General features: G+C 74.3%; 16 protein-coding genes. 9 read left to right on the top strand and 7 right to left on the bottom strand.

The genetic code is table 11. The features are described 5' to 3' along the window. Nucleotides 1-661 precede the first annotated feature (661 nt). Nucleotides 662-2,170, top strand: a complete 1,509-nt coding sequence (locus AB0M28_RS15360) for a PTS transporter subunit EIIC (protein WP_365403711.1) — start codon at nucleotides 662-664, stop codon at nucleotides 2,168-2,170. Between the two features lie 21 nt (nucleotides 2,171-2,191). Here the strand turns inward: AB0M28_RS15360 and murQ are convergent, their stop codons facing one another. Together murQ and AB0M28_RS15350 are read right to left on the bottom strand one after the other, a co-directional pair. Continuing rightward, entirely contained in the window at nucleotides 2,192-3,130 is a 939-nt protein-coding gene (gene murQ / locus AB0M28_RS15355) for an N-acetylmuramic acid 6-phosphate etherase (protein ID WP_365403708.1), read from the bottom strand. Between the two features lie 212 nt (nucleotides 3,131-3,342). Continuing rightward, nucleotides 3,343-4,284, bottom strand: a complete 942-nt coding sequence (locus tag AB0M28_RS15350) for a MurR/RpiR family transcriptional regulator (protein WP_365403819.1) — start codon at nucleotides 4,282-4,284, stop codon at nucleotides 3,343-3,345. Nucleotides 4,285-4,404: 120 nt separating this feature from the next. Here AB0M28_RS15350 and AB0M28_RS15345 point away from each other — a divergent pair, with 120 nt between their 5' ends. Genes AB0M28_RS15345 through AB0M28_RS15335 form a run of 3 tightly spaced genes read left to right on the top strand, consistent with a single transcriptional unit; the run spans nucleotide 4,405 to nucleotide 6,387 of the window. Continuing rightward, nucleotides 4,405-4,824, top strand: a complete 420-nt coding sequence (locus AB0M28_RS15345) for a hypothetical protein (RefSeq protein ID WP_365403706.1) — start codon at nucleotides 4,405-4,407, stop codon at nucleotides 4,822-4,824. 7 nt (nucleotides 4,825-4,831) lie between these two features. Continuing rightward, nucleotides 4,832-5,095: a DUF4031 domain-containing protein gene (locus tag AB0M28_RS15340; protein ID WP_365403703.1), complete on the top strand. Its 264-nt coding sequence runs from the start codon at nucleotides 4,832-4,834 to the stop codon at nucleotides 5,093-5,095. 50 nt (nucleotides 5,096-5,145) lie between these two features. Continuing rightward, on the top strand, nucleotides 5,146-6,387 hold the full coding sequence (locus tag AB0M28_RS15335; RefSeq protein ID WP_365403700.1) for a Cmx/CmrA family chloramphenicol efflux MFS transporter: 1,242 nt from the start codon (nucleotides 5,146-5,148) through the stop codon (nucleotides 6,385-6,387). On the opposite strand, the gene AB0M28_RS15330 is transcribed toward AB0M28_RS15335, so the two are convergent. After that, nucleotides 6,348-7,019, bottom strand: a complete 672-nt coding sequence (locus AB0M28_RS15330; RefSeq protein WP_365403697.1) for a hypothetical protein — start codon at nucleotides 7,017-7,019, stop codon at nucleotides 6,348-6,350. The genes AB0M28_RS15335 and AB0M28_RS15330 overlap by 40 nt on opposite strands. Before the next feature lie 57 nt (nucleotides 7,020-7,076). Here AB0M28_RS15330 and AB0M28_RS15325 point away from each other — a divergent pair, with 57 nt between their 5' ends. From AB0M28_RS15325 to AB0M28_RS15315, 3 genes are all read left to right on the top strand, one after another. Beyond that, nucleotides 7,077-7,772, top strand: a complete 696-nt coding sequence (locus AB0M28_RS15325; protein ID WP_365403694.1) for a copper homeostasis protein CutC — start codon at nucleotides 7,077-7,079, stop codon at nucleotides 7,770-7,772. A gap of 26 nt (nucleotides 7,773-7,798) precedes the next feature. After that, entirely contained in the window at nucleotides 7,799-8,419 is a 621-nt protein-coding gene (locus AB0M28_RS15320; protein ID WP_365403691.1) for an HAD-IA family hydrolase, read from the top strand. Between the two features lie 116 nt (nucleotides 8,420-8,535). After that, nucleotides 8,536-9,117 carry a Uma2 family endonuclease gene (locus tag AB0M28_RS15315; protein ID WP_365403688.1) on the top strand — a complete coding sequence of 194 codons (582 nt, stop codon included), beginning with the start codon at nucleotides 8,536-8,538 and terminating at the stop codon, nucleotides 9,115-9,117. 12 nt (nucleotides 9,118-9,129) lie between these two features. Here AB0M28_RS15315 and AB0M28_RS15310 read toward each other — a convergent pair whose 3' ends face one another. Together AB0M28_RS15310 and AB0M28_RS15305 are read right to left on the bottom strand one after the other, a co-directional pair. Continuing rightward, nucleotides 9,130-10,002, bottom strand: a complete 873-nt coding sequence (locus AB0M28_RS15310; protein WP_365403685.1) for an aldo/keto reductase — start codon at nucleotides 10,000-10,002, stop codon at nucleotides 9,130-9,132. A 99-nt stretch (nucleotides 10,003-10,101) separates the two neighbouring features. Beyond that, a complete protein-coding gene (locus AB0M28_RS15305) occupies nucleotides 10,102-12,147 on the bottom strand; it encodes an AAA family ATPase (protein WP_365403682.1) in 2,046 nt (681 codons plus the stop codon). 398 nt (nucleotides 12,148-12,545) lie between these two features. Between AB0M28_RS15305 and AB0M28_RS15300 the strand changes: the two genes are divergently transcribed. Continuing rightward, nucleotides 12,546-12,758: a hypothetical protein gene (locus AB0M28_RS15300; protein ID WP_365403679.1), complete on the top strand. Its 213-nt coding sequence runs from the start codon at nucleotides 12,546-12,548 to the stop codon at nucleotides 12,756-12,758. A gap of 60 nt (nucleotides 12,759-12,818) precedes the next feature. On the opposite strand, the gene AB0M28_RS15295 is transcribed toward AB0M28_RS15300, so the two are convergent. Beyond that, nucleotides 12,819-14,468 carry a DNA repair helicase XPB gene (locus tag AB0M28_RS15295; RefSeq protein ID WP_365403676.1) on the bottom strand — a complete coding sequence of 550 codons (1,650 nt, stop codon included), beginning with the start codon at nucleotides 14,466-14,468 and terminating at the stop codon, nucleotides 12,819-12,821. A gap of 271 nt (nucleotides 14,469-14,739) precedes the next feature. Here AB0M28_RS15295 and AB0M28_RS15290 point away from each other — a divergent pair, with 271 nt between their 5' ends. Then, nucleotides 14,740-16,371: a class I tRNA ligase family protein gene (locus AB0M28_RS15290; RefSeq protein WP_365403673.1), complete on the top strand. Its 1,632-nt coding sequence runs from the start codon at nucleotides 14,740-14,742 to the stop codon at nucleotides 16,369-16,371. On the opposite strand, the gene AB0M28_RS15285 is transcribed toward AB0M28_RS15290, so the two are convergent. Further along, entirely contained in the window at nucleotides 16,348-17,391 is a 1,044-nt protein-coding gene (locus tag AB0M28_RS15285) for a helix-turn-helix transcriptional regulator (RefSeq protein WP_365403670.1), read from the bottom strand. The genes AB0M28_RS15290 and AB0M28_RS15285 overlap by 24 nt on opposite strands. Between the last annotated feature and the right edge of the window lie 18 nt (nucleotides 17,392-17,409).

Below are 17,409 nucleotides of genomic sequence, written 5' to 3'. Positions count from 1 at the left end.
GACGGCGCTCGGCCTCAAACGCCGGCCGGGCTGGGAGCGGGACCCCCGCCCTGGCGCCTGGCGGCGGGCGTTGTTCGGCGCTGCGCGCCTTGGCCTCGAGCGCCGGCCGGGCTGGAGTGGTGCGGTCGCGCCGGCGCCTGCGGCGCGCTTCGGCTTCGCCGAAGTCCTCAAGCGCCGGACGGGCTGGTAGTGGGACCTTCGCGCCGATGCCTGGGCGCCGGCCTATCGGCGCTGCCGCCTCGTCCTCAAGCGCCGGACGGGCTGGGAGTGGGACCTCCGCCCCGATGCCTGGGTGCCACCCTCCCTTGTCGGTCCTGTTCGCCTCGGGCTCAGGCGCCGGGCGGGCTGGGAGTGGGGCCTCCGCCCCGATGCCTGGGTGTCGCCCTCCCTTGTCGGTGCTGCGCGCCTCGGCCTCAGGCGCCGGGCGAGGCGTGGAGGTGGTCGGGCCCCCGAGGTCGCCCGTACGTTCAGGTGCATAGCGCATCGCCTGGCGGGGTGCGGCCCCAGGCGCCGGCGGTGACCTGGCGGGACGTTGACGGGTGGTGTGTGGGTGGGGGCAATCCCCGCGCCGGAGGCGCGGGGCGGCGCCGGTCGCCCCGACGCGGGTGGTGTAGGGCGAGCCCTGAGGGGGATTGGGGTAATTGGTGCATACCCTCGCGTAATGGATCGGAGTGTTGCCCCCGGGGCGGGGGAGGTCGCCGCGCGGTTGCTTCGGCTTGTCGGTGGGGGCGGGAACGTGGACGGTGTCGCCCACTGCATGACGCGGCTGCGTCTCTCCCTGCGCGATCCCGCGCTCGTCGACGACGCCGGTGTGCGGGGTACGGAGGGCGTGCTGGGGGTTGTTGCTGATGACGGGGCCTATCAGATCGTGCTCGGGCCCGGGCGCGTCGCCCGCGTCACCGAGCGCTTCCAGGCGCTGGTGGCCGAGGACGTCGCGTCCCGCGTCACCACCCCGAGCGGGGCGGGGGGCGCCCCGAGCGCGGCCCGCGCGACCGACGCCGACGCGCTCGCCGCGCGCGGGGACGCGATGCGGGACGCGCGGCGGCGGCGCAACGCCACGCCCCTCAAGAGCGCGCTGCGGCGCGTCGCCGCCGTGTTCGTACCCCTCATCCCCGCTCTCATCGGCTGCGGGATCATCGCGGGGCTGGGCGGCCTGCTGGCCAATCTGCACGCGAGCGGCCACGCCGACTGGGCGGGAGCCCTGGTGCCCGCGCTCGTGGCCGTCGCGGGCGGGTTCATGTCGCTGCTCGCCGTGTTCGTCGGCATCAACACCGCCAGGGAGTTCGGCGGGACGCCGGTCCTCGGCGGGGCCGCGGCGGCCGTCATCGTCTTTCCCGGCGTCGCGAAGGTCGAGGTCTTCGGGCAGCACCTCGCCCCCGGGCAGGGCGGCGTGCTGGGCGCGCTGGGCGCCGCGCTCCTCGCCGTACAGGTGGAGAAGTGGTGCCGGCGGTGGGTGCCGGAGTCGGTGGACGTGCTGGTGACACCGACGCTGACCGTTCTGGTGTCGGGGCTGGCGACGCTGTACGTGCTGATGGTCGCCGCGGGCGCGGTCGCCTCCGCCGTCGGCGAGTTCGCGACGTGGCTGCTGACAGCCGGCGGCGGACCGGCCGGGTTCGTGCTCGGCGGGCTCTTCCTGCCGCTGGTGATGCTCGGCCTGCACCAGGCGCTGATCCCCATCCACGCCACGCTCATCGAGCAGCAGGGCTACACGGTGCTGCTGCCGGTGCTCGCCATGGCCGGGGCCGGGCAGGTGGGGGCGGCCGCCGCGGTGTACGCGCGGCTGCGGCGCAACGAGTCCGTCCGGCGCACGATCCGGTCCGCCCTCCCCGCCGGTCTGCTCGGCATCGGTGAGCCGCTGATCTACGGCGTCTCGCTGCCCCTCGGCCGGCCGTTCGTCACCGCCTGCTTCGGCGGCGCCGTCGGGGGCGGGGTGCTGGGGCTGCTGGAGCAGTGGACCGGGCCGGTGGGCGCCACCGCCATCGGGCCCTCGGGCTGGGCCCTGTTCCCGCTGCTGGCGGGCGCCGGCGGGCTGCTGCACAGCGTGGCCGTGTACGGGATCGGGCTGGCGGCCGGTTACGCCGCGGGCTTCGCCGCCACGTACGCCTTCGGGCTGAGCCGGCAGCAGCTGGCCGAGCTGAACGCGGGTAACTCCGTACCCGCGGCGGAGTAGCCCGGCCGCCCCGCCGCCAGGTCAGTCCTCGACCGCCGCCGCCAGCGCCGTGCGCAGCCTGCCGCCGTTGGCCGCGAGCAGTTGGGCCGCCTTCGGGCCGTCCACCCGGCCCAGGATGCTGAGGATGGCGTTCTTGACCTCGCCGCCGGTCTCCTGCAGCGCCGACTCGATCTCCTCGTCGGACGCGCCCGTCGCCAGGGCCACGATCCGCCGCGAGCGGGCGCGCAGCTTGTCGTTCGAGGCGCGGACGTCGACCATCAGGTTCCCGTACGTCTTGCCGAGGCGGACCATCGTGATCGTCGAGATCATGTTGAGGACCAGCTTCTGCGCCGTGCCCGCCTTCAGCCGCGTCGAGCCGGCGATCAGCTCCGGGCCGGTCACGACCTCGATGCCGTGCTCGGCCGCCGCGGCGAGCTCCGAACCGGCGTTGCACGACAGGCCGATCGTCAGCGCCCCGAGCGAGCGTGCGTGCTCGACGCCGCCGATGGCGTACGGGGTGCGGCCCGACGCGGAGATGCCCACCACCGTGTCGTCCGGGCCGACCCGGATCGCGTCCAGGTCCTTCGCCGCCAGCTCGCGGCTGTCCTCCGCGCCCTCCACCGAGGTGCGGATCGCCCCGTCGCCGCCCGCGATCAGCCCCACGACCCGGGACGGCTCCGTGTTGAACGTGGGCGGGCACTCGCTGGCGTCGATCACCCCGAGCCGGCCCGCCGTACCGGCGCCGATGTAGATCAGCCGGCCGCCGCGGGCCATCCGCTCCGCCGTGGCGTCGATCGCCGAGGCGATCTGCGGCAGCTGGGTGGCGACCGCCGCGGGAACGGAGCTGTCCTCGCCGTTCATGATGCCGGCGATCTCCACCGTGGACAGACGGTCGATCTCCGACAGCTCCGGGCGGAAGGCCTCGGTCGTCATCGTTTCCAGCTGGCGGCGGAGCTCTGCCGGGTCAGCGGCCTGGGGCATGGGGTGGCGGCTCTTTCGGTGGGGGTGGGGGGCGGTCTGCAGATGCTGGTGCGGAGTCACGTGCGTCTTTCTGACTGCGGTGCGGATGGTGCCGGTGCTTCGGATGGTGCGGTGCGTCTCACGGTGCGGGTGTGTCTCGCGGTGCGGGTGCGTCTCATGGTGCGCGAGTCCGGGCGCGGTCGCCCGCCGACGGGCCGTGCGGGCCCCGCCGTTCAGTGGCGCTGGCGGCCGCCCGGGCTGTGGCGGTGGGCGAGCGCCTCGTACGAGGCGGCGAGGGCCGGGGCCGCGCGCTCGTAACTGCGCTGCGCCACCCCGATGAAGAGGCAGTCGACGACGAGCAGTTGTCCCGTACGGCTGGACATGGCCGCCGGCCGCAGCTCGCTCTCGCGGCCCGTGGACGTGGTGAGCACGTGGTCCGCGTACTGGGCGACCGGGCCGTCGGGGCGGCCGGTGATGGCGATGGTCGTCGCGCCGTGGTCGAAGGCCACCCGCAGCGGCTCTATGACGTCGGCGGTGCGGCCCGAGTGCGTGATGGCGATCGCGACGTCGCCGGCGCGCAGCTGTACGGCGTTGGTGACCGCGAGGTGCGGGTCGGCCGGGGCGTGCGCGATGGAGCCGATGCGCAGCAGCTTGTGCACCAGGTCCTGGCCGACGAGGTTGGAGTTGCCTATGCCGTAGACGTCGATGCGGCGGGCGGCGGTCATCGCGGCGACGGCCGCCTCCAGCTGGACCGGGTCCAGGCCGGCGGCGGTGTCGGCGAGGGCCTGCTGCTCGTCGCGGGCGAGCTTGGCCACGACGTCGGACAGGGGGTCGTCCACGGCGATGTCCGCGGTCACGGCCGGGGCGCGGCCGGCCTCCTGCTGGGCCGCGGCGGCGGCGAGCGCGAGGCGCAGGTCGCGGTAGCCGGGGTAGCCGAGCAGGCGCGCGGTGCGTACGACGGTGGCCTCGGAGGTGCCGGTGCGCTCGGCGAGGCCGGTGACGGTGAGCGCGGCGCAGCCGGCGGGGTCCCCGGCGACGGCCTCGGCGACGCGCTGCATCGAGCGCGTCATGGACGGGGCGACCGTCCGCACCTTCGCCGCGAGCGCGGCGGGGGCGGGCGGGGTGGTGTCCCGGTGGTGCGGCTGGGGGGCCTGGGGGGTGAAAGTTTCCTTCACGCTGTAGCTCACACCTGAAAGATATTTTCGAAACGTGGGGGTCGTCAAGCCCCCGGGGGTGTGGCCCGGGGTCCGGGCACGGGCCGGTCCCCCGGCGCGGGCATGGGGGACAATGGGGCCATGGAGCCCGATACCACCAATGATTCCGCAGGCGCCGAGGGGCCCCGGCTGGAGCAGGCGCTGCATCTGGCGCGGGCGCTCGTGCTGGCCGACCTCGGCGCCGGCGACGTCGCCGGACCCGATGTCGTATCGCTGCTGGAGGACTCCGTCAGCCATCGGCGGTGGTGGGCCGAGCAGTGGCCGAAGGGTGCCGACTTCGTCGCCGGGCTGGTCGCGCAGGACGTGCAGGACGCGCTGCTGGCGAAGTACGGCCGCTGGCCGCTGTGCCCCGTCTGCGCCGACCTCGACGAGGGCGGCCCGCACGCCCTGGCCGTCGAGCCCGAGCTGGGCGCCGACCCGCACTGGGTGTGCGGCAAGACGGGTACGGCCGTGGCCGCCGTCGGCCAGCTACTCCGCGTGCGTACGACCGACGACGGGTGAGCGTCCGGTGACCGTCCTCATCGACCCGCCCGACTGGCCGGGCCACGGCCGCATGTGGTCGCACCTGGTCAGCGACGAGTCGCTGGCCGAACTGCACGCGTTCGCGGAGCGCCTAGGCGTGCCGGAGCGGGCCTTCGAGCGCGACCACTACGACATACCGTCGACCCGCTACGCCGACGCCGTCGCGCTCGGCGCCACGGAGGTCCGCTCCCGCGAGCTGGTGACCCGCCTCACCGCGGCGGGCCTGCGCCGCAGGAAGAACGGCACGTGACCGCCGTCACAGCCGGAATACGTGCGGCGTCCCGGCCTGTTTAGACGTTCATGCCCGCACCCTCCTCGCCCCCCGGGGCCGCACGCGTCCCCGCCGCCGTCTATGTGCTGGGCCTCAGCGTCTTCGCACTCGGGACGAGCGAGTTCATGCTCTCCGGGCTGCTTCCCGAGGTCGCCGGCGACCTCGGCGTCTCCATTCCCAGCGCCGGCCTGCTGATCTCCGCCTTCGCGATCGGCATGGTGATCGGCGCCCCGCTGCTCGCGGGCGCGACCCTGCGCCTGCCCCGCCGTACCACCCTGACCGGCCTGCTGGTCGTCTTCGGCATCGGCCACGTGATCGCCGCCCTCTCCGACTCCTACGCCGTGCTCTTCGCGACCCGCGTGCTCAGCGCGCTGGCCTGCGCCGGCTTCTGGGCCGTGGGCGCGGCCGTGGCGATCTCCATGGTCCCGACCGGCGCCCGTGCCAAGGCCATGGCCATCATGATCGGCGGGCTGAGCGTGGCGAACGTCGTCGGCGTCCCCGGCGGCGCGGTCCTCGGCCAGCTGTGGGGCTGGCGCTCGGCGTTCTGGGCGGTGGCCGTGATGACGGCGGTGGCGATCGCCGGCGTGCTCGCCCTCGTCCCGCGCGTCCCCGTCCCGGCCGAGCCGCCGCGGCTGCGCGAGGAGCTGCGCATCTACGCCAACCCGCAGGTGTGGCTGGTCCTCGTGACCATCGCGCTCTTCGCGGCCTCGACCTTCTCCTTCTTCTCCTACCTCGCCCCGCTGCTCACCGACGTCTCCGGGCTGAGCGAGAGCTGGGTGCCGATGGTCCTCGGCCTGTTCGGCGTGGGCGCGCTGATCGGTACGGTCATCGGCGGCCGGATCGCCGACCGCAACCTCTTCGCCACGATGTACGCCGGACTGGCCTCCTCCGCCGTGGTCCTGGCGCTGGTGGCGCTGCTCGCCGAGTACCCGGTGGCGGTCGTCGTCCTCACCGGACTGCTCGGCGTGACGGCGTTCATGACGGCGCCCGCCCTGAACGCCCGGATGTTCAACGTCGCCCACGAGGCGCAGACCCTGGCGGGCGCCACCAACACCTCGTCCTTCAACATCGGCAACACCATCGGCCCCTGGCTCGGCGGCCTGGTGATCAGCGCCGGCCTCGGCTACCCGGCGACCGCCTGGACGGGCGCGGCCCTCGCGGCGGCGGGCGTCGCCGGCGTCGCGCTGCAGGTGCGGCACGGTAGCGGGCGCGTGGTCGCCCGCTCCTCGGCTCAGGCCGTCGCGGCGCCCAGCAGCTCCAGCTCCGTCTGAAGGTTGTGCCGGGCGCGCGCCTCCCAGTGCGCGGCTCCGTAGGGCGTACGGAACAGCCTCGGCAGCCCGAGCAGCTGGCGCAGTACGTCGGACCGCCCGGCGCGGAAGAGGTCGTCCGGGACGAACCCGTACTCCTCGCGCACGGCGGCCGCGTACGCCGCGTACGCCTCCGGCGCGCCCGCCAGCACGGCGAGGTCGGCGTCGCAGAGCACCTCGCCGTCGCGGTCGCCCTCGGCGGGGTCGTGGGTGATGGTGAGGCGGACGAGGCGGGCGACCTCGGCGACGTCCCGCGCGGGGAGCCCCAGCTGCTCCAGGGCCGTCTCGGCCAGGCGGGCGCTGCGCTCCTCGTTCTCGCTGCGGTCCGGCCGGTAGTACGCGTCGTGGAACCAGGCGGCCAGCCGTACGACGGACGGGTTCGCGGCGTACGCGCCGGCCTCCTCGATCTCGTCGACGCGGTCGAGGACCGCGATCAGATGGTCGGTGGTGTGGTAGCGCCGGTGCGGCTCCGCCCAGCGGCGCAGCAGCTCGTCGGCGTACGCGCCGGGGTCGGCCGACGGCCAGGCGCGGACGGTGTCCAGCCACCGGTCGCGGAGCTGGTCGTGAGCGGGGTGCGGTCCGTTCGCCTCTGCCATGCGTGCCATTGTGCCCGCGGGGTCCCCCCGGATCACCGATGTGGCACCCTGTACGACATGTCTAGACCAGCAATCCTTGAGGTCATCGCGCTCGACGCCGCGGACGCCGCAGCCGCCCAGGCCGGAGGTGCCGACCGCCTCGAGCTGGTGTCGGACATGGCCGCGGACGGGCTCACCCCCGCCGTGGAGACCTTCGCCGCGGTGCGCGACGCCGTGGACATCCCCGTACGCGTGATGCTGCGCGCCACGGACGGCTTCGCGGCGGGCGACGTCGACGCCCTGTGCGCCACGGCGCAGCGGCTGCGGGCGGCCGGCGCCGACGAGTTCGTGCTCGGCTTCCTCACCCCGGACGGCGCCCCCGACCTCGCCGCGGTGACCGCGCTCGCGCAGGCCGTGGACGGCTGCCGCTGGACCTTCCACCGGGCGATCGACCGCGCCGCGGACCGCGACGTGCTGCGCAAGCAGCTCGCGGGGCTGCCGGGGCTGGACACGTACCTGACGGCCGGCTCGGCCGCCGGCGTCCCCTCCGGCCTCGACGTCCTGCGTGCGGAGGCCGCGCGGACGGCCGCCGGGGAGCCCGGGTACGAGCCGCGGATGCTGGTCGGCGGCGGCCTGAAGGTTGAGCACGTACCGGTGCTGCGGGCGGCGGGCCTGGACGCCTTCCACGTCGGCGGCGCGGTGCGGCCGCACGGCTGGGACGCGCCGGTCGACGAGGCGGCGGTCGCGGAGTGGCGGGCACTGGTGGACGGCTGAGGCCTTCCTCGGCTATCCATGGGCGGGTGACGATCACCACCGAGCGCCCGTTCGACGCGATCCTCTGCGATCTCGACAACGTCATCCGCTACTTCGACATGTCGCCCATCCTCGCCCTCGAGGAGGCGGCGGGCCTCGCGCCCGGTACGACGGCGAAGACCGCCTTCGCGCCGGACCAGGACCTGCCCGCGCTGCTCGGACGGATCACCCACGAGCAGTGGGCCGACTCCGTCGCGGCGGCGCTGACCGGGCTGGTCCCCGCGCCCGTGGCCCGCGAACTAGGGGCGGCCTTCGCCTCCTCCCCGTTCCACGCGGACGAGGAGGTCGTCGCCCTGCTCCGGGCGGCCCGCACGCACCTGCGGCTCGTGCTGGTCACCAACGCGACGCTGCGGGTCGAGGAGGACCTCGCCGCCCTCGGCCTGTCGGACCTGGCGCACGAGGTGGTGAGCAGCGCCCGCGTCGGGATAGCGAAACCGGACCCCGGCATCTACGAGATCGCGGTCTCCCGCGCGGGCGTCCCCGCGCAGCGGTGCCTGTTCGTCGACGACCGGCTGGAGAATGTCGAGGCGGCGGCGTCACTGGGCCTCCAGACGCTGCACTTCCGCTCCGCGGGGGAGCTGCGGGGGCGGCTGGACTTCCTGCTGTAGCACGGGCGCAGGCGTCAATGCGGGATGCTCGTTCACCAGTTTCGGTGGCAAGATCCGCATCTGCGGTGGGTACGCTGGCTGTGTCGGCAAGGATCCTGCGCATGGGAGCACCTGCGATGAGCGTCGCACCGAAGCGTGAGCAACACGACTGGCCGATGCCGCCTGACGGCGGTTGGACCGCCGACGACCTCGACACGCTCCCCGACCTGCCTCCGCATACGGAGCTGATCGACGGGAGCCTTGTCTTCGTGAGCCCGCAAGCCCGATTCCACATGCTGACGATGCGAGTGCTGGAACGCGGCTTGCTGCGGACTCTCCCGGACGATCTGGACGTCGTCCGTGAGATGACGGTCACTCTCAGAAAGCAGCAGCGCCCCGAGCCCGATCTGATGGTGGCACGAGCCGAGGCCGACACCGGTCCCGAACAGACCTCGCTGCTTCCGGAAGACGTGCTCCTCGTCGTCGAGGTCGTCTCACGCGATTCAGAGGCTCGCGACCGCGAGACGAAGCCCCTGAAGTACGCCAAGGCCGGCATCCCGCACCTCTGGCGAGTCGAATCCAAGCGCGGCAAGCCCGTCGTCTACGTCTACGAACTCGACCCGGCCAACGGCTCCTACCATCTCACCGGCATCCACCGCGACCGCCTCCAGTTGAGCGCCCCGTACGACATCGACATCGATCTGAACGCCCGTCGCTGAGGGCGGGGAGCGTCACACCCCGTCCAGCGCCGCCACCTCTTCCTTCGCCAGCCGCAGAGCCGCCGCCGCCACGTTCTCCGCGAGATGTGCCGGGTTGCCCGTGCCGGGGATGGCCAGGACGTGCGGGCCCTGTTGCAGCGACCACGCCAGGCGGACCTGGGCGGGGGACGCGCCGTGCCAGTCCGCCACCTGACGTACCGCGTCGAGGTCCCGGGCCGGCGCACCCGCCTCCTTGCCCTCGCCGGCGACGGCGAAGTACGGGACGAACGCCACCCCTTCCGCGCCGCACAGGCGCAGCACCTCGCGCGACCAGTCCGCGTCCCCCACGCCGAAGCGGTTCTGCACGCACACCACCGGCGCGATCGCCTGCGCCTCCGCCAGCCGTTCCGGGCGGATGTTGGAGATGCCGAGGTGCCGGATCAGTCCCTCCGCCCGCAGGTCCGCCAGCACGCCGAAGTGTTCCGCGAGGGACTCCCCCGGGCGGTACAGGCGCAGGTTCACCACGTCGAGGTGGTCGCGGCCCAGCTGCCGCAGGTTCTCCTCCACCTGGCCGCGCAGCTGGTCGGGGCGCGCCATCCCCAGCCAGTTGCCCGCCGGGTCCTTCCCCGGGCCGACCTTCGTCGTGATCACGACGTCCCGGTACGGGTGCAGCGCCCGCGCGATGAGCTCGTTCGCCGAGCGCAGCGAGGAGAAGTAGAAGGCCGCCGTGTCGATATGGTCAACGCCCAGCTCCACCGCCCGCCGCAGCACGCCGACCGCCCGGTCCCGGTCGAGCGGCGTGCCGTCCGAGGTGTGCGTCAGGCGCATCGCGCCGAAGCCCATCCGGTTGACGGCCAGATCACCGAGCTGCCAGGTTCCGGCCGCAGCCGCCGCAGGTGAAGTCATGCCGGGAGTGTGGCAGTCCGGGCGCCGGAGAAGATCGGCTCAGCGGCCGATGTATCCCGGCGCCCGGTCAGGCATAGTGGAAAGTGGGGGGAACGGTCTTCACGCCGCCAGCGGCTCCGGAAGCTCCGCCGCGTGCAGCACGGTCAGCCCGGACACCGCCCGGGTGAGGCACACGTACAGCCGGCGCAGGCCCGTGCGCTCGTCGGGCTCACCGTCCACGATCGCCGCCGGGTCGTCAAGCACCACGTAGTCGTACTCCAGGCCCTTCGCCAGCGACGCGGGCACCAGCGTCAGCCGCGCCGACGCCGAGGTCTCCTCGCCCGGCGAGAGGTACGGCAGCCCCAGCTCGTCCAGCGCCGCGCCCAGTTGCGCGCACCGGGCGTCCGCGGCGATCAGGCCGACCGACCCCTCGTGGTCCAGCGCCCGGACGCACGCCTCCGCGACCGCCAGGTCCAGTTCGTCCGCGGCGACGGGCCGGATCACCAGATCACCCTGCGACTCGCGGATCGACGTGGCCTCCCGCAGGCCCGGCGCGATCGACGGCAGCAGCCTCGACGCGTACGCGATGACCGCCCGCGGTACGCGGAAGCCCGTCGTCAACTCCTCCACCTGCGCCCCGGACTTGCCCAGATGCGCCAGCGCCTCCTCCCACGAGGCCGTCGCCCACGGCGTCGTGCCCTGCGCGATGTCCCCGAGCACCGTCGCCGAGCCGGTGGTGCACCGCCGCCCCACCGCCCGGTACTGCATGGGGGACAGGTCCTGCGCCTCGTCCAGCACCACGTGCCCCAGCGACGGCGTCCGCTCGACCAGATCGGCCGCCTCGTCGATCAGCACGGAGTCGGCCGGTGACCACTGCGCCGACTTCACCGACCGCGCCGGCTTCGACCACAGCAGCAGCTTCTGCTCGTCCTCGCTCAGCACCCCCGCGGCGTGCTCCGCCAGGAACTCCGCGTCGGACAGCAGCCGCAGCACCAGCTTCGCCGGGTCCACCGGCGGCCAGATCTCCTTGACGGCCGCCTTCACCGCCGTGTTGCGCGCCACCGCGTCCTGCACCCGGTCGTCCGGAGCCTCCCCCGCGCGCTCCATCTGTACGAGCACCGCGTGCGCGATCCGCTGCGGCAGCGCCTCGCGGGCGGCGCCGTAGCGGATGTCGCGGTCCAGCAGCTCGCGCACGATGCCCTCCAGGTCGTACGACGGGACCCGCCAGCGCCGCGAGCCGCGCACCACCACGACGCCCTCCGCCGGCATCGTCACGTGCGAGCGCACCGCCCGCCGCAGCACTTGGGCCATCCGCGCGTCGCCCTTGACCAGCGCCGTGGCGGCGGAGTCCGCGCCCCGCACCTCCACCCGCGCCACCAGGTCGTCGACCGTGGCCTGCTTGACCTCCAGCTCGCCGAGGGCCGGGAGCACCTGCTCGATGTAGCGCAGGAAGGACTTGTTCGGGCCGACGACCAGCGTGCCCGTACGCGCGAGCCGCTCGCGGTGCGCGTACAGCAGGTACGCCACCCGGTGCAGGCCCACGGCCGTCTTCCCGGTGCCGGGCGCGCCCTGCACGCACACCGTGCCGCCGATGCCGGCGCGGACGATCTCGTCCTGCTCGGGCTGGATCGTGGCGACGATGTCGCGCATCGGGCCGACGCGCGGCTTCTCGATCTCCTGCTGCAGCAGCTTCGAGGACTGCGCGGCCTCCGCCGGGTCCGTGAGGTGCTCGTCCTCGTACGCCGAGAGGTCGCCGCCCGTGTAGCCGAAGCGGCGGCGCAGCGCGATGTCCATCGGCTCGTTCTTCGACGCGCGGTAGAAGGGCTGCGAGACGGGCGCCCGCCAGTCGATGACCATGGGGTCGCCGTCGGCGTCGTGCACGTGCCGGCGGCCGATGTAGAAGCGCTCGCCCTCGGCGCCCTCGGCCTGCTCCGCGCCGGGCGCGTGCAGATAGTCGAGGCGGCCGAAGAACAGCGGGGTGCCGGCGAGGTCGGCGAGCGCCTTGATCCGGGCGTCGATCTCCGACTGCAGGACCTCGGCGTTCACCCAGTTCGCGGTGACGTCGCGGATGTCGAGGGCCTCGACGTCGGCGCGCATGGCGCGCAGGGCGGCCCGGGATTCGGTGAGATGGGTCTGTTCACGCTGGAGCGGATCGGTGGTGGACATGGAAAGACGGTGCCTCCGGGCGTACGCAGGACGAAGCGGCACCGGGCGTCGAAGACAGCGGTGCGGCCAGGGAACGGCTTGCGATCTGGGGGCACCCCCTGCTCGGAGCGAAGCGGAGAGCTTGGGGGAGCGTCCCGGCCGGTTTCCGTCCGGCCGGCGGCACTCGCGGCGACGGCCGGCGAGCGCGGGGCAGACGGGCGAGTCTAGCGGGCGGGTTACGCGGAGGCGAACGGTTTTCCCCGGGGCCGGGCCGTCCGCCGTCCCCTTATGCGCCGCATATCAGGGTCGCCCCTCCCCCTCGTAGGGGAGGGAAGTCCCCCGGAAGTCATACACCGGGGGAGATACGGATCAGCCCGGGGACCGACGTTTTCCGGGCCGATCCGCCGGACCCTTGACGTATGAGCAGCACAACGATGCCCCACCAGGCCCCCAGCTACGACACGGCCCAGCCCCTGGCGCCCGTCGCCGCCCGCCTGCTCCGCCACCGCGCCTCCTCGGCGCTGCGCGCGGTGAAGGCGTTCGGCGGCGCGGCGCTCAGCGTGGTCCTCCTCGGGGAGTACACGGACGGCGAGCGCCCCCGCCACGAGGAGCGGCACCGGACGGCGGCCTGAGCGGTCAGGCGCTCAGACCGCGGCCCGGGCGGTCAGGCGCTCAGCCCGCGGCCCGGGCGCTCAGGCGCTCCCGAGCACCTCGTCCGCGTCCACGATCCGGTACGCGTAGCCCTGCTCCGCCAGGAAGCGCTGGCGGTGGGCCGCGAAGTCCTGGTCGATCGTGTCGCGGGCGACCACCGAGTAGAACGTGGCCTGGTGCCCGTCCTCCTTCGGCCGCAGCACCCGGCCGAGGCGCTGGGCCTCCTCCTGGCGCGAGCCGAACGTGCCGGAGACCTGGATGGCGACCGTGGCCTCCGGCAGGTCGATGGAGAAGTTCGCCACCTTCGACACGACGAGGACGCTGATCTCGCCCTCCCGGAAGGCGTTGAACAGCTTCTCCCGCTGCACGTTCGACGTCTCGCCCTTGATGACGGGCGCGTCGAGGTGCTCGCCCAGCTCGTCGAGCTGGTCGATGTACTGGCCGATGACGAGCGTCTGCTGCCCCGCGTGCTTGCGGACCAGCGCCTCCGCGACGTTCCGCTTCGTCGCCGTCGTCGCGCAGTAGCGGTACTTGTCCTCGGTCTCCGCCGTCGCGTACGCCAGCCGCTCGCTGTCCGTCAGGTTGACCCGTACCTCGACGCAGTCCGCCGGCGCGATGTACCCCTGCGCCTCGATCTCCTTCCACGGCGCGTCGAAGCGCTTGGGCCCGATGAGCGAGAAGACGTCGGACTCGCGCCCGTCCTCCCGTACGAGCGTCGCGGTCAGCCCGAGCCGCCGCCGCGCCTGCAGGTCCGCGGTGAACTTGAAGACCGGCGCCGGCAGCAGGTGCACCTCGTCGTAGACGATCAGGCCCCAGTCGCGGGAGTCGAACAGCTCCAGATGCGGGTAGACGCCCTTCCGCTTGGTCGTCAGCACCTGGTACGTCGCGATGGTGACCGGCCGGATCTCCTTCTTCGCGCCGCTGTACTCGCCGATCTCGCTCTCGGTGAGCGAGGTGCGCTTGATCAGCTCGCTCTTCCACTGCCGCGCGGAGACGGTGTTGGTGACGAGGATCAGCGTCGTCGCCTTCGCCTCCGCCATCGCGCCCGCGCCCACCAGCGTCTTGCCCGCGCCGCAGGGCAGCACGACCACACCGGACCCGCCGTGCCAGAAGCCCTCCACGGCCTGCCGCTGGTACGGCCGCAGCGCCCAGCCGTTCTCGTGCAGCTCGATCGGGTGCGCCTCGCCGTCGACGTAACCCGCCAGGTCCTCGGCGGGCCAGCCCAGCTTCAGCAGCACCTGCTTGATCTGCCCGCGCTCCGAGGGGTGCACGGCCACGGTGTCCGGATCGACGCGGGCGCCCACCAGGGGCTGGACCCGCTTCGACCGCAGGATCTCCTCCAGCACCGGCCGGTCGGTCGAGGTCAGCACCAGCCCGTGCGCCGGGTGCTTGCTGAGCGTGAGGCGCCCGTAGCGGGCCATGGTCTCGGCCACGTCGACGAGCAGGGCGTGCGGTACGGGGTACCGGCTGTACTTCACCAGCGCGTCCACGACCTGCTCGGCGTCGTGCCCGGCGGCCCGGGCGTTCCACAGCCCGAGGGGCGTCACCCGGTAGGTGTGGATGTGCTCCGGCGCCCGCTCCAGCTCCGCGAACGGGGCGATGGCGCGGCGGCACTCGTCGGCGAGCTCGTGGTCGACCTCCAGCAGCAGGGTCTTGTCCGACTGGACGATCAGCGGTCCACCACCGGTCACGTACGTCTCCTCGCACTCGGGTGCGCCGGCCCCTGGCGGGGACCGGGCCAAGCTTCCAGTGTCGCGCATCGGCGGGCGGTACGGGGCGCGGCTCCGCACCGCCGCCGCGGGCCTGGCGTGGTTACGCCATGGCAGGGGTACGCAGCGGTGATCGCTGGCCGCGCGGGGAACAGGGCTGCGACGCTGATACCGGCGGAGCGCTCCCGCCGGCTCCGCGGGCCCGTACGGAGCCGGCATCCGATCCCGCACCACGCGTACCAGGAGGCACCCTGTGGCAGCCCGTGCCGGCCACCTCACCCTCGACCGTCCGGCCGTCCACCCGATCACCGCCCCGACCCCGACCACCAGCCCCGCCGCCGTGTCGTCCACCTGGGTCGTCGCCGCGGCCGCCGTACCGGCCGGGGAGCTGGACATCGGCCAGCTCGCCGGCCCGTACGTGGCGGCCGACGTCCTTGCCCGGCGGCTGCGCGCCGAGGGGCGGCCCGTCGTCCTCACCACCGGCATCGACGACCACCACCCGGACGTCGTCGCCCGCGCCCTGCGCACCGGGCGCAGCCCCGACGCCGTCGCCGAGGCGTTCGGCGAGGCCATCGCCGCCGACCTCGGGCACGCCGGCGTCCGGCTGGACGCGGTGACCCGCCCCGCGCGCGACCCCGGCCACCGCAGACGGGTGCAGGCGTGGTTCCGCCGCCTGTACGCGGACGGCGCCCTGGTCGAGCGGACGCGCCCGTGGCTGCTGTGCGAGGCATGCGGCCACTGGCTGGACGGCGCGCTGGCCGCCGGCCGCTGCCCGGACTGCGACAGCGCCGCGCCCGCCGGGCCCTGCCCGGCCTGCCTGCGCCCCAACGAGGCCGCCGAGCTGCGGGACGCCCGCTGCGCGGTCTGCGCCGGAATCCCCAAGCAGCAGCAGGTCCCGGGGCTGCTGCTGCCCCTGGAGCCGTTCGGCGACCGGCTCCGGACGCACTGGGCGACCGCGGACCTGCCGCCCCTGGCCGCCGAACTCACCGGGCGGCTCGCGGCCGGCGGCCTGCCCGAGGTGCCCGCCACCCGGCCGGGTGCGTACGGCCTGCCCGCGCCGGCCGGTGCCGGCGGCGGGCAGCGCGTCGCCACCGCCCTCGAACGCGCCCTGTCCCATCTCGTCGCGGCCGAGACGATCGCCGAGGACGGCCCGCACCACGCCGTGCACTTCCTGCCGCGCGGCGACACCGCCCTGCACACGGTGCTCATCCCCGCCCTGCTCGGCGCGGCCGGGCTGCCGCTGCCGCGGCGGCTGCACATCACCGAGCCGTACACCACCGGCCCCGGCCGCCCGCTGTGGGCGCTGGACGCGGTGACCGCCGTCGGCCCGGACGCCCTGCGTCGGCATGTGTCGGCGTACCGGCCGGTGGGCCGCCCCCGCGCTCACCGGGCCCGCGAACTCGCCCACAGCCGGGGCCGGCTGACCGCCGGGTGGAACGGCTGGCTGGACGCGCTGCTCACCACCGTCCACACGGAGTACGGCGGCCGCGTACCGGACGCCGCTCCCGGCGGCGCGGGCTGGCCGCGGCTGCGCGCCGGCCTGGAGCGGACGGCGGCGGACCTCGCCCGCGCCTACGACGCGGACGGCTTCTCCCCGCGCCGGGCGGTGGCGCTGCTGGACGAAGTGGTCGCGCAGGCCGAGGAGTTCGGCGCGGTCAACGCGCACCTCACCGATCCGGCCCGGCGCGCCGCCGCGACGGCCGCCCAGCTGGCGGTGGCGTCGGCGCTGGCGTGCTGGTCCTGGCCGCTGCTGCCGCAGGGCGCCGGCCGGCTGGCGGCGACGCTGGGTGTACGACCCGTCCGGCCCGTCGACGCGGGGGCGTTGCGCCCGCCGTGCCCCGGGACGCGCGTCGAGGCGCCGTCAGGCCCGCTCTTCGGGCTGTGACCCGTCCGGGTCGAGCAGGCCGAGGCGGGCGGCGCGTACGCCCGCCTCGAACCGGCTCGACGCGCCCAGCTCCTGCATGAGTTCGGACAGGATGCGGCTGACGGTGCGCAGCGACACCCCGAGCGCGCGGGCGATCCGCTCGTCCTTCGCGCCGCCGGCCAGCATCCGTACGGCGGTCAGGTGCTGCTCGGTCAGCCGTGCCCAGATCTCCGCCTCGCCGCCGGGGTCGTCGCGGGTGTAGGGCGTCGCGGTGAGCCAGCAGTACTCGTACAGCGCGACGTACGAGCGCACCAGCGCGGGGGCGCGGACGACGAGCATCCCGACGCGCGGATTCTCGGGGTCGATGGGCAGCAGGACGGTGTGCCCGTCCCCGATGATCATCGTGATCGGCACGGCGGGCGCGGTGCGCACCTCCACGCCGACGTCCTGCTGCCGGGCGAAGTGCTCGGCCATGGACGGGACCCGGGTGAGCCGGCGGCTGTAGAGCTCGCGCACCCGCACGCCCCGCGCCACGGACTCCGCGTCGCGCTGCAGGCCCGGTTCGAGGGGCCCCTTCAGCGGCAGGTGGTGCATCGAGCCCTCCCATTCGACGAGGCCCGCGTTCATCTCCACCAGGATCTGCTTCATCCGCTTCCGGTCCGTCGCGACCTCGGTCTCGACCTCGACCGACCGGTCGACGGGCGGCGCGACGCCGCTGCGCAGATAGTGCTCGGCCAGCTCCCCGATCGCGGCGTGCGCGTCGGCCGACTCCCGCTCCCGTGCCCGCAGCGCCTGCTGCTCCCGCCGGATGAGCCGCCGCAGCGCCACCTCGGGGCCCACCACGGCCACCGCGTCGTCGCCGGGCGCCTCCTCGATCAGCCCGAGCCGCGCCAACTCCGCCCGGTGCGCGGCGGCTTCCGCCGCCTCCAGCCCGGCGGCCTCGGCGGCCCGCGTGAACGCGGCCGACTCCCCGAACCGCAACTCCCGGTACAGCTCCATGGTCACGCTCTGCCGCGGCTCGCCCTCGCCGGTGTCAGCCACCCGTCCCCCTCCAAGATC

Origin of the sequence: Streptomyces sp. NPDC051940, from assembly GCF_040680895.1 — a bacterium.
Lineage (GTDB): Bacteria > Actinomycetota > Actinomycetes > Streptomycetales > Streptomycetaceae > Streptomyces.
Note: the sequence above shows the minus strand (reverse complement) of the source record. Positions and strands in the feature narration are given on the sequence as shown.